The organism is Roseovarius halophilus (ex Wu et al. 2025) (assembly GCF_047086965.1).
Map to the genome: position 1 here is coordinate 16,138 of NZ_JBKOTX010000057.1, position 12,187 is coordinate 28,324.

A 12,187-nucleotide genomic window follows, 5' to 3' on the forward strand; every position below is an offset into this window, starting at 1 on the left:
GAGGCCGCGCTACAGGCAGTCGGCCAACGATTGGGTCAGGTTGCGCAGCAGGTGCGGGTAAAGCTCCGGCCCCGACGTAAGATCAGACCCGAGCGGGTCCAGCACGGCGGTGCTGATCTCGGCACCTGCACTGACCGCTGCCACGATGCCGGGATCGAACTGCGGTTCGGACAACAGGCAGGTCACGCCTTGCTCGGCCACGCGGGTCCGGATCTGGGCGATGCGCGCCGGGCTGGGGTCCGTCGCGTCAGAGACCGAGATCGCCCCGGCGGCGGGTAACTCGAAGGCCGTCTCGAAATACTGATAGGCGTCGTGGAAGACGATGAAACGGCCATCGCGCACCGGGTCGAGCAGGTCGTTGATCTCGTCCGAAAGGGTTGCCAGCTCGGAGCGCGCCGTGGCGGCATTGGCGGTATAGGCGCCCGCGTTGTCGGGGTCGGCCTGCGACAGCTGTGCCGCGATGACTTCCAGCCAGGTGGCGGCATTGTCGGGCGAGAGCCAGGCATGGGCGTCATGGGCGCCGTGCTCATCGCCCGCATGGGTGTCGTGCCCGTCTTCGTCATGCGCGTCCTGCCCGTGATCGTCCTCCTCATGCTCCTCATGCCCGTCATGATCCGCATCTGTCTCATCTTCATCGTGGGCATGCGCCTCGAAAAGCGCGCCCTCGCGGATCGGCAGACGGGTCACGCCCTCGACCTCCAGAAGCGCGGTGGCCTGGGCCCCTGCGGCCACGGTGCCGATGGCATCCTCCAGCCAGGGCGTCAGGTCGGGGCCGATCCAGAAGACCAGATCCGCCTCCTGCAGCGCGCTGGCCTCGGAGGGGCGCAGGCTGTATTCGTGGGGGCTGGCCCCCGGCGCGACGATCAGGTCCGGGGTGCCGACACCCTCCATCACGCGGGACACAAGCGAATGCACCGGCGCGATATCGACGGCCACGCCCGGCACATCGGCCAGCGCGGGTCCGGCCATCAGCGTGGCCGCGACAGAGAGGGGCAGGCGGGTTCTGGACATCGGGGACTCCATGTGATTTTGTAACATTCGACGCGGAATAAATGATATAAGATAACATGACAAGCCCGGAAACGACCCAAGAGTCAGCTGCCGCCCATCCCGCCGAGCCGATCGGCTTTGAGCGGCACGACCACGCCAGTTGCATCGCCGACGGCCTCGCCGAGGCCGAGGCGCGCTGCGTGGCCAAGGGGCTGCGGCTCACGCCCGTGCGGCGCAAGGCACTGGAAATCCTGTTGCAGGAACATCGCGCGCTGGGCGCCTATGACATGCTGGACCGGCTGCGCGCGTCGGGCTTCGGGTCGCAACCGCCGGTGGCCTACCGGGCGCTGGACTTTCTGGTGGCGGGCGGCTTCGCGCACAAGATCGAATGCCTCAATGCCTTCATCGCCTGCGCCCATCCCGGCGCGCAACACACGCCCGCTTTCATGATCTGCCGCACCTGCGAGGCCGTGGCCGAGGCGCAGGCGGCCCCCGCCCGCGGCAGCCTGGGCAAGGCCGCGCGGGCCTCGGGCTTTGCCATCGAGCGCACGGTGGTCGAGGCCGAGGGCCTGTGCCCCTCCTGTCAGGACGGGGCCCAGGACGAGGCCGGGGCATGAGCCTTGTTTCCGCCGAGACCCTCAGCGCGGGCTACGGCACCGATGCGGTGCTGCGCGATGTTTCCTTCGCCATCGAGCCGGGTGAGATCGTCACGGTGGTCGGCCCCAATGGCTCGGGCAAGACGACGTTGCTGCGGGCGTTGATCGGGGCGCTGCGCCCTTCGGCGGGGCGCATCCGCCGCAAGCCGGGCCTCAAGATCGGCTATGTGCCGCAAAAACTGCACATCGACCCGACCCTGCCGATGACCGTCGAACGCTTCCTGCGGCTGCCGGGCCGCAGTGCCCGCGCCACCTGTGCCCGCGCGCTGGAGCGTGCGGGGGTGCCCGACCTGCTGGGCCGGCAGATGGCAGGGCTCTCGGGCGGGCAGTTCCAGCGCGTCCTGCTGGCGCGCGCCCTGATCGAGACGCCCGACCTTCTGCTGCTGGACGAGGCGACGCAGGGGCTGGACCAGCCCGGCTCGGCCGCCTTCTACACCCAGATCGACCGGGTGCGCCACGAAACCGGCTGCGCGGTGCTGATGATCAGTCACGAACTGCATGTCGTCATGAGCGCCTCGGACCGGGTGATCTGCCTCAACGGCCATGTCTGCTGCGAGGGGACGCCGGCGGTGGTCTCGGCGGCGCCGGAATACCGCGCCCTCTTCGGGACGGGCACCGGCGGCGCGCTGGCGCTTTACCGGCACGACCACGATCACGCGCACGACGGGGCCTGCGATCACGACCATGGCCCAAGCCCAGAGGCGGCCGAGTGATGCTGGACGATTTCATGACCCGCGCGGTGCTGGCCGGGGTCGGCGTGGCGCTGGCCGCGGCGCCGCTGGGCAGTTTCGTGGTCTGGCGCCGGATGGCCTATTTCGGCGATGCCACGGCCCATGCGGCGATTCTGGGCGTGGCGCTGTCGCTGGCGCTTCAGATGTCGATCTTCGCCGGGGCCATGGCGGTGGCCCTCGTCATGGCGCTGACGGTCACGGCCCTGTCGGGGCGCGGCTATGCCATGGACACGCTGCTGGGGGTGCTGGCCCATTCGGCGCTGGCCTTCGGGCTGGTCGCGGTTTCTTTCCTCTCGGGCATCCGGATCGACCTGATGGCCTATCTATTCGGCGATATCCTGGCCGTGTCGCGCGGCGATCTCGCGGTGATCTGGGCGGGCGCGGCGCTGGTGGTCGGGCTGATCGGCTGGCGCTGGTCGGCCCTGCTGACCGCCACGCTGAACGAGGAGCTGGCCCATGCCAGCGGCATCAACCCGCGCCGCGAGCAGCTGGTCCTGACCCTGGCGTTGGCCATCACCGTGGCGGTGGCCATCAAGGTGGTGGGCGTGCTGCTGATCGCCGCCATGCTGATCGTTCCCGCCGCCGCCGCGCGGCCGCTGGCGCGCACGCCCGAACAGATGGCCCTGACCGCGGCGGTGCTGGGCAGCGCCTCGGCGGTGGTGGGCCTGCGCGCGGCCTATGTTCTCGATACCCCGGCAGGGCCCTCGATCGTCTGTGTCGCGGCGCTTGTGTTCCTGGCTACCAGTCTGGTGCAGGGCCTCAAGGCGGGGCAAGGACGCTGACGCGCCGCGCCGCCCCGGTGTAAACCCGCTGTTAACCTTACCGCGGCAGGGTCTCGGTGAAGAATTCGGTTGAAATGTTCCTGTTTTGATCCCATAAGGTGGAACAAGGCGCGAACACAGCACCAATTGCTGCCCGGAGATGGGTATGGAATAAGGGTTTCAAACATGGCAACGGCAGATCTCCTCAATATGACAGACAAAGCATCCGCAGATAAGCAGAAGGCCCTCGATTCCGCGCTCGCGCAGATCGAACGGCAGTTCGGCAAGGGCTCCATCATGAAGATGGGCGGCGACAATGCCATGCGCGACATCGAGGCGACCTCGACGGGGTCGCTGGGCCTCGACATCGCGCTGGGCATCGGCGGTCTGCCCAAGGGCCGCATCATCGAGATTTACGGGCCCGAATCCTCGGGCAAGACGACGCTGACCCTGCACGCCGTGGCCGAGGAGCAGAAGAAGGGCGGCGTCTGCGCCTTCGTCGATGCCGAACACGCGCTGGACCCGCAATATGCCAAGAAGCTGGGCGTCGACCTCGACGAGTTGCTGATCTCGCAGCCCGACACCGGCGAACAGGCCCTCGAGATCACCGATACGCTGGTGCGGTCGGGCGCGGTCAACATGGTGGTGGTCGATTCGGTTGCCGCGCTCACCCCGAAGTCCGAGCTTGAGGGCGACATGGGCGACAGCAGCGTCGGCGTTCAGGCCCGCCTGATGAGCCAGGCGATGCGCAAGCTGACCGGCTCGATGAGCCGTTCCAACTGCATGGTCGTCTTCATCAACCAGATCCGCATGAAGATTGGCGTCATGTTCGGCAGCCCCGAGACGACGACCGGCGGCAATGCGCTGAAATTCTACTCCTCCGTGCGGCTCGACATCCGCCGGATCGGGGCGGTCAAGGACCGTGACGAGGTCGTGGGCAATGCCACCCGCGTCAAGGTGGTCAAAAACAAGGTCGCCCCGCCCTTCAAGCAGGTCGAATTCGATATCATGTATGGCGAGGGCATCTCGAAGACGGGCGAACTTCTGGACCTCGGCGTCAAGGCCGGCGTGGTCGAGAAATCCGGCGCCTGGTTCAGCTACGGGGATGAGCGCATCGGCCAGGGCCGCGAGAACGCCAAGACTTTCCTCAAGGAACACCCCGACATCACACATGCAATCGAGGACAAGATCCGCGCCGCCCACGGGCTGGAGTTCGACGCGCCGCCGGGCGGCGATGACGACGCCCTGGTCGAGGGCTGAGTCCCGCGCAACGGGACCGGACAAATTGACGGGGCATCGGCCGCACGGCCGGTGCCCCTTTCGCATCCGCGCCCTGTGGACAGTCGCGCGGCCCGGGGCTATTTCTGACCGGCCAGAAATCCCGGGATGCGATCATGACCAGCCTTGCCGATATCCGCAGCACCTTCCTCGACTATTTCAAGCGACAGGGCCACGAGATCGTGCCCAGTTCGCCATTGGTGCCGCGCAACGACCCGACGCTGATGTTCACCAATTCGGGGATGGTGCAGTTCAAGAATCTCTTCACCGGGCTGGAACACCGCGATTATCAGCGCGCTACCACCAGCCAGAAATGCGTCCGCGCCGGTGGCAAGCACAATGACCTAGACAATGTCGGCTACACCGCGCGGCACCATACCTTCTTTGAAATGTTGGGAAATTTCAGCTTTGGCGACTATTTCAAGGCCGAGGCGATCCGCTTTGCCTGGGAACTGCTGACCCGGGAATTCGGCATTGACCCCGCGCGCCTGCTGGCCACGATCTACCACACCGACGAAGAGGCCCATGCGCTGTGGCGCAAGATCGGCCTGCCCGAAGACCGGATCATCCGCATCGATACCGCCGACAACTTCTGGCAGATGGGGCCGACCGGCCCCTGCGGCCCCTGCACGGAGATCTTCTACGATCACGGCGATCATATCCCCGGTGGCCCGCCGGGCAGCCCGGACGAGGACGGCGACCGCTTCATCGAGATATGGAATGTGGTCTTCATGCAGAACGAGCAGTTCGCGGATGGCTCGATGAAGGCGCTGGACATGCAGTCCATCGACACCGGCATGGGGCTGGAACGCATCGGCGCGCTGTTGCAGGGCAAGCACGACAACTACGACACGGACCTGATGCGCGCCCTGATCGAGGCCAGCGCCCATGCCACCAGCGCCGATCCCGACGGCGCGGGCAACGTCCATCACCGGGTGATCGCCGATCACCTGCGCTCGACCTCCTTCCTGATCGCCGAGGGCGTGTTGCCCGGCAACGAGGGGCGCGGCTATGTGCTGCGGCGGATCATGCGCCGGGCCATGCGCCACGCGCATCTGCTGGGCGCCAAGGACCCGGTCATGCACCGGCTGGTGCCGGAACTGGTCAAGCAGATGGGCGGCCACTACCCCGAGCTGACCGAACGCCAGGCCACCATCGAGGAAACCCTCTTGGGCGAGGAGGAACGGTTCCGTCAGACGCTCGATCGTGGGCTGAAACTTCTGGCCGAGGAAACCAGCGACATGGAGGCGGGCCAGGCGCTGGCCGGTCAGACCGCCTTCAAGCTCTATGACACCTACGGCTTTCCGCTGGATCTCACCCAGGATGCCCTGCGCGACCGGGGCATCGGGGTCGACACCGAGGGCTTCGATACCGCGATGGCCGAACAGAAGGCCAAGGCGCGGGCCGCCTGGGCCGGCTCGGGCGAGGCCGCGGATGCCGCCGTCTGGTTCGACATCGCAGACGACCACGGCGCGACCGATTTCCTGGGCTATGACACCGAAAAGGCCGAGGGCCAGATCGTCGCCATCGTCCGCGGTTCGGACCGGGCCGATGCGGCCAAGGCGGGTGACACGGTCCAGGTGGTCTGCAACCAGACGCCCTTTTATGCCGAAAGCGGCGGCCAGGTGGGCGACAGCGGCACCCTGACCACCGACACCGGCGCGGCGCGGATCACCGACACGAAAAAGGCCGCGGGGGTCTTCATTCACTTTGCCGAGGTGACCGAGGGCCAGATCGCCCCGGGTCAAGGCGCGGAACTGGAGGTTGACCATGCCCGGCGCACCACGATCCGGGCCAATCACTCGGCAACGCACCTGTTGCACGAAGCCCTGCGCGAGGCGCTGGGGGATCACGTCGCGCAGCGCGGCTCGCTCAATGCGCCGGATCGGCTGCGCTTCGACTTCAGCCATGGCAAGCCGATCGCGCTGGATGAGATCCGCGCGATCGAGCATCGCGTGAACGCCATGATCCGCCAGAACAGCCCCGTAACAACCCGGATCATGACGCCCGACGATGCGCGTGCCCTGGGCGCGCAGGCGCTGTTCGGCGAGAAATACGGTGACGAGGTGCGCGTGGTCTCCATGGGCAAGGCCGAGACGGGCAAGGGGCTGGACGGGCAGACCTGGTCGATCGAGCTTTGCGGCGGCACCCATGTGCGCCAGACCGGCGACATCGGCGCCTTCGTCTGCCTCTCCGACAGCGCCTCGAGCGCCGGTGTCCGCCGGATCGAGGCGCTGACCGGGCAGGCGGCGCTGGACCATCTCGCCGATCAGGATCACCGGCTGGCCGCGGCCGCGCAGGTGCTCAAAGTCCAGCCCGGCGATGTCCCCGACCGCATCCGCACCGTGATGGAGGACCGCCGTGCCCTGCAGAACGAGGTCGCCCAGCTGCGCCGCGAGCTGGCCATGGGCGGCGGCGGCGCAACCGGGCCAGAGGCGAAAGATATCAACGGGGTTGCCTTCATGGCCCAGGTGCTCTCGGGCGTGACCGGCAAGGACCTGCCCGGCATCATCGACGAGATGAAGGGCCGGATGGGCAGCGGGGCCGTGCTGTTGATCGCGGATGCGGATGGCAAGGCGGCGGTGGCCGCGGGCGTGACGCCGGACCTGACCGAGACCGTGAGCGCGGTGGACCTTGTGCGGGCGGCCGTGGCAGAGCTGGGCGGCAAGGGCGGCGGCGGACGGCCGGACATGGCCCAGGGCGGTGGCAAGGACGCCGGCAAGGCCGAGGCCGCGATCGCGGCGGCTGAAAAACTTCTGGGATAAGCGCCGGTCCGGCCGGGCAGATCCGACCGAATGGCGGGGCGCACGGGCTTTCATGACAGCCCGTGCGGGCCGCACTTTCGCGAAGATGCGTCAGCCGGCCTGCTTGGCCCGGCGCTTGCGCTCGTTCGGGTCCAGGTGCCGCTTGCGCAGTCGGATGGCGTTGGGCGTGACCTCTACAAGTTCGTCGTCGTCGATATAGGCGATGGCCTCTTCCAACGAGAGCGTGACCGGCGGCGTGAGCCGCACGGCGTCATCCGTACCCGAAGCACGCACGTTGGTCAGCTTCTTGCCCTTGAGCGGGTTGACCTCGAGGTCGTTGTCGCGGGCGTGTTCGCCGATGATCATGCCCTGGTAGACGTCCACCTGGGCCCCGATGAACATCTTGCCGCGGTCTTCCAGGTTCCATAGGGCGAAGGCCACGGACTGGCCGTTCTCCATCGAGATCAGCACCCCCTGGCGACGGCCGGGAATCTGGCCCTTGTGCGGGGCCCAGCCGTGGAACATGCGGTTGAGCACCCCGGTGCCGCGCGTGTCGGTCAGAAACTCGCCGTGATAGCCGATCAAGCCGCGGGCGGGCACGTGGGCTACGATGCGCGTCTTGCCGGCCCCGGCCGGTTTCATCTCGACCAGTTCCCCTTTGCGCGGGCCGGTCAGTTTCTCGATCACGGCACCGGAATGGTCGTCGTCCACGTCGATGGTGACTTCCTCGATGGGCTCCATGCGCTGGCCGCCCTCGTCCTGGAACAGCACCCGGGGGCGCGAGATCGACAGCTCGAAGCCCTCGCGGCGCATGTTCTCGATCAGCACGCCCATCTGCAATTCACCGCGGCCCGAGACGTCGAAGGCCTCGCCGCCGGGCGTGTCTTCCACCTTGATGGCGACGTTGGTCTCGGCCTCTTTCATCAGGCGCTCGCGGATGACGCGGGATTGCACCTTCTTGCCGTCGCGGCCCGCCAGCGGGCTGTCATTGATGCCAAAGGTGACCGAGATCGTCGGCGGGTCGATGGGCTGGGCGGGGATCGGCGCGGTCACTTCCGGGGCGCAGATCGTGTCGGCCACGGTGGCCTTGCCCATGCCGGCGATGCTGACGATGTCGCCGGCCTGGGCCGCGTCGATCGGCTGCTGGCCCAAGCCGCGAAAGGCCAGAACCTTGGAAACCCGGAAACTCTCGATCTTGTCGCCCTCGCGCGACAGCGCCTGGACATTGGCCCCGGCCCGGAGGGTGCCGCTTTCGACCCGCCCGGTCAGCAGGCGGCCGATGAAGGGATCGGCCCCCAGCGTGACCGCCAACATGGAGAACGGCGCGTCCTGCGCGGCGACCTGCTTGGGCGCGGGGACGCGATCAACGATCATCTCGAAAAGCGCGGTCAGGTCCGTGCGCGGGCCGTCCAGCGCGGCATCGGCCCAGCCGGCGCGCCCCGAGGCATAGAGATAGGGGAAATCCAGCTGATCCTCGTCGGCATCGAGCGCCGAGAAGAGGTCGAAGACCTCGTCGAGGGCGCGGTCGGGTTCGGCATCGGGCTTGTCGACCTTGTTGAGCACCACGATGGGGCGCAGCCCCAGCGCCAGCGCCTTGGAGGTGACGAACTTGGTCTGCGGCATCGGCCCCTCGGCGGCGTCGACCAGCAGGACCACCCCGTCGACCATGGACAGGATGCGCTCGACCTCGCCGCCGAAGTCGGCGTGGCCGGGGGTATCGACGATATTGATCCGTTTTTCGCCCCACTCGAGGCTTGTGGCCTTGGCCAGGATCGTGATCCCGCGTTCGCGCTCCAGGTCGTTGGAGTCCATGGCCCGTTCGGCCACGGCCTGGTTTTCGCGGAAAACCCCCGACTGCTTGAGCAGTTCGTCCACGAGCGTGGTCTTGCCGTGGTCGACGTGGGCGATGATGGCGATGTTGCGCAGGTCCATTCAAGTGTCCTCAGAAAACCGTTTTCCAGCCCATATCGCGGGGCCGGGCAAAAGGGTAGGGGGCGTTTTCGAATTGTCTGCTGCGCAGACCGTATTCGGTTGAGTGGGGTGATGGCCGTCGCTGTTTTCGCGCGAACGAATGGCGCAACACCAGCCATTCCGGTGATATTCGGAGCCGGGACAGGATGCCGGCACCGCGTTTGTGCGCGGTCTACTCTCCGACGCCGTCCGTTCCGCGCGCGGATCGCATGGCGGTGGTCAGGGGCCGCGACGGGCGCGGCATGCCGCGCCCCGTGTCAGCAACGGGCGCGCGCCTTTGCAGCGAGACGCCTTAAGGGCCCCGACGGTGCCCCACGCCCCCCGGTCGTCCCGCTAACGCGGGCGCATTGCGATGCATCTGTCGCCGCCCGCCTGTCAGCCCTTGCTGTCGGCCTTCTGCGGCTGCTGGGCCTGGGCGGGCTTGGCGGCTTCGGCCTTGGCCGGCTGGGGTCCACTGGGGGCCGGGGCCGCCGTACGGCTGCTGCCAGCGTTCAGCGGATCGTCCTGGCGCTGCACCGAGCCCTCGAAATGGGCGCCGGATTCGATGGCGATGGTTTTGTGGATGATGTCGCCCTCGACCCGCGCGGTCGAGGTCAGGCGCACCTTCAGCCCGCGCACCGTGCCCACCACGCGACCGTGGACCACCACGTCGTCGGCGATGCATTCGCCGTTGACGGTGGCCCCGTCGCCGATGGTCAGCAGGTGGGCGCGGATGTCGCCATCCACCGTGCCCTCGATGTTGATGTCACCGCTTGTCTTGAGGTTGCCGGTGATGTGCAGGTCGGCCGAGAGCGCCGAGGCCGGCGGTTTGGCCTTGCTGGCCGACTTTTGGTCGCTCCCGGCGTGCGCGGCGGGTTTGTTGGCAGCGGTGTCTGTCGTGCCGGTGCCGGTGTTGTCGTCGGCCGCGGGGCCGGGCTCGTTGATCTTGCTCTTAGAAAACATCTTGTCCAGCTCTTATGTAGGTCATGGGGTTCACGGCCGATCCGCTCTGACGGATCTCGTAGTGCAGGTGCGGGCCCGTGGATCGTCCTGAGTTGCCAATATCACCGATACGATCCCCGCGCGAGACCCTTTGTCCCTTCTCGACGCGGATACGGCTCTGGTGGGCATAGCGTGTCTCGATCCCGAAATCGTGCTCGATCTTGACCATGCGGCCATAGCCCGAGGACCAGCCCGCGAAGGTCACCACCCCGTCGGCGGGGGCATGAATGGGCGTGCCCACTGGCGCGGCGAAGTCGGTGCCTTCGTGCATCCGGCCCCAGCGCATCCCGTAGCCCGAGGTATAACGGAACCCGGATTTGACGGGAATGTCGAAGGGCACCTTTTCGGCGGCCAGGCGGTACAAGTTCAGCCTGTCCATGGCCCGCAGGATGGTGTTGGCACGCTCGGCCTGCGGATCGGATGGCCCACCGCGGGTGGAGAATTGCAGAGGCGTCATCGGCCCGCCGGTTCCCGAATAGCCGCTGCGCACGGTATCGAGTACCTGCTCGGGGTCCATTCCGGCGGCGCGGAACATCTTGTTGAGCGGCTCGACCGAGACGGTGAAGGCCTCTTCCAGTTGGCTGAAGATGGCATCGTTCTTGTCGCGCAGCAGGCGCAGTTCCAGCTCCATTTCCGAGGCATGTTCAAGCGCGTATTCGGCGTCGGCGGCGATCTGGTCGCGCTCCTGCGCGGTCTGCGCCAGGGCATCGGCGAGCATGTCCACCGTTTGCGCCGAAGAGGTGCCGCTGTTGCTGCGGGACGGGGGGCCGGTCTCGCCGTCGAGCGCAGCCGTCAGCGCGCGGGCGCGGTCGCGGGCCGCCTCGCGCTCGGCCATGGTGCGGCGCAGCGCGGTTTGTATCACATCGATACCGGTTTCCAGTTCGCGGCGGCGTTCCTCGGAGCGCAGCAATTCCGACTGCATCAGTGAAATCTGTTCCAGTGCGGCGCTGAAACGGTCCTGCGCGGCGCGGGCCTCGCTCGCGCGGCTGTCGCGTTCGCCCGAAAGCGCGTTGAGCCGCTCTTCATAGGTTGTCTGGTTCCGCTGGGCCTGGGCGCGGAAATTGCCCGCGCCGATGCTGTCCATGATCACGATGGCGGTGGCGACGATCGTCCAGGCCAGAACCAGCGTGGTGCCCGACCAGGCCATGAGCTGCGTCGCGGGGCCAAACCGGATGAACCGGGTCTGCTCGTCCGAGCGCAGAAAGAGACGCTTTTCCGGAAAGCGGCGTTCGAGCATCGCGTGGAGCTTGTGTGTGAAGCCGGTCATCCCGTCCTGTTGTGTATCCTGGCGCGGTGCGTGGCCGGTCGGGTGACCCGACCGTGGCCCGCAGGCCGCAGGTTCGTTTGGCGGGATACAGCGCAGGGGGGAACGTCGCAAGGATTTTGAGCGCACAGGCGAGAGTTCTGCGCAATTCCCGCATTTTGGGCGATAATTTGCCGACGGCCTAGTCGCCCGGCGGCGGCGCGTCGGCCAGGGGCCAGTAGAAATCCGGCGGCAGGCCGGCTTCGGCGCGCTTCTCCTCGTTGAAGGGTGGCTTGAGCGGCCCATGGAAATAGTGCCGGACCAGATCGTGAAACGCCGCCTTGGGGTCGGTGTTCTCGCGTCCGCAGAGGAAATGGAACCACTTGGAGCCATAGGCGACGTGGTGGACTTCCTCGGCATAGATCAGCCGCATGGCCGTGACGGCGTCACTCTCTCCGGCTTTCTCGAAGACCTCGATCATGCCGGGGGTCACGTCGAGGCCGCGCGCCTCCAGGACCATGGGCACCACGGCGAGGCGGCCCATCAGGTCCTCGGCAGTGTCATGCGCCGCGCGCCACATGCCCGCATGGGCCGGCAGGGCGCCATAGTGACTGCCCAGCCCCTCAAGACAGTCGCAGATCAGGTTGAAGTGCTTGGATTCCTCGTCGGCCGCCTTGACCCAGTCGTCGTAGAAGCCGGGCGGCATCGGTGTTTCGGCAAAGCGCGCGATGATGTCCCAGTGCAAGTCCACGGCGTTCAGCTCGATATGGGCGACCGCGTGCAGCATGGCGATGCGCCCGGCGGGCGAGCCGGGCCGGCGGCGCGGCACCTC

General features: G+C 67.2%; 10 protein-coding genes. 5 read left to right on the forward strand and 5 right to left on the reverse strand.

Annotation, left to right across the window (positions count from 1 at the left end):
- Positions 1–9: 9 nt before the first annotated feature.
- Entirely contained in the window at positions 10–1,011 is a 1,002-nt protein-coding gene (locus ACH107_RS13315) for a zinc ABC transporter substrate-binding protein (protein ID WP_412506250.1), read from the reverse strand.
- A 56-nt stretch (positions 1,012–1,067) separates the two neighbouring features.
- Between ACH107_RS13315 and ACH107_RS13320 the strand changes: the two genes are divergently transcribed.
- The 5 genes from ACH107_RS13320 (at position 1,068) to alaS (ending at position 7,181) form a co-directional block, all read left to right on the forward strand.
- The gene (locus ACH107_RS13320) at positions 1,068–1,607 is read left to right on the forward strand and encodes a transcriptional repressor (protein ID WP_412506251.1); all 540 of its coding nucleotides are present in this window, start codon (positions 1,068–1,070) and stop codon (positions 1,605–1,607) included.
- Positions 1,604–2,359 carry a metal ABC transporter ATP-binding protein gene (locus ACH107_RS13325; protein ID WP_310702729.1) on the forward strand — a complete coding sequence of 252 codons (756 nt, stop codon included), beginning with the start codon at positions 1,604–1,606 and terminating at the stop codon, positions 2,357–2,359. The genes ACH107_RS13320 and ACH107_RS13325 overlap by 4 nt, the downstream gene beginning before the upstream one ends.
- A complete protein-coding gene (locus tag ACH107_RS13330) occupies positions 2,359–3,159 on the forward strand; it encodes an iron chelate uptake ABC transporter family permease subunit (protein WP_310690284.1) in 801 nt (266 codons plus the stop codon). The genes ACH107_RS13325 and ACH107_RS13330 overlap by 1 nt, the downstream gene beginning before the upstream one ends.
- A 165-nt stretch (positions 3,160–3,324) precedes the next feature.
- The gene (recA, locus tag ACH107_RS13335; protein WP_412506253.1) at positions 3,325–4,398 is read left to right on the forward strand and encodes a recombinase RecA; all 1,074 of its coding nucleotides are present in this window, start codon (positions 3,325–3,327) and stop codon (positions 4,396–4,398) included.
- 134 nt (positions 4,399–4,532) lie between these two features.
- Positions 4,533–7,181: an alanine--tRNA ligase gene (gene alaS, locus ACH107_RS13340; protein WP_412506254.1), complete on the forward strand. Its 2,649-nt coding sequence runs from the start codon at positions 4,533–4,535 to the stop codon at positions 7,179–7,181.
- A 90-nt stretch (positions 7,182–7,271) separates the two neighbouring features.
- Here the strand turns inward: alaS and typA are convergent, their stop codons facing one another.
- The 4 genes from typA to ACH107_RS13360 form a co-directional block, all read right to left on the reverse strand.
- Positions 7,272–9,092 carry a translational GTPase TypA gene (gene typA / locus ACH107_RS13345; protein WP_310690287.1) on the reverse strand — a complete coding sequence of 607 codons (1,821 nt, stop codon included), beginning with the start codon at positions 9,090–9,092 and terminating at the stop codon, positions 7,272–7,274.
- 414 nt (positions 9,093–9,506) lie between these two features.
- The gene (locus tag ACH107_RS13350; protein ID WP_310690288.1) at positions 9,507–10,073 is read right to left on the reverse strand and encodes a polymer-forming cytoskeletal protein; all 567 of its coding nucleotides are present in this window, start codon (positions 10,071–10,073) and stop codon (positions 9,507–9,509) included.
- Positions 10,063–11,379, reverse strand: coding sequence for a DUF5930 domain-containing protein (locus ACH107_RS13355; protein ID WP_412506255.1), 1,317 nt, complete (start codon positions 11,377–11,379; stop codon positions 10,063–10,065). Before ACH107_RS13355 ends, ACH107_RS13350 begins: the two co-directional genes overlap by 11 nt.
- Positions 11,380–11,557: 178 nt before the next feature.
- Positions 11,558–12,187: ferritin-like domain-containing protein (locus tag ACH107_RS13360; protein ID WP_412506256.1), on the reverse strand; the 630-nt coding region annotated here is incomplete at its 5' end.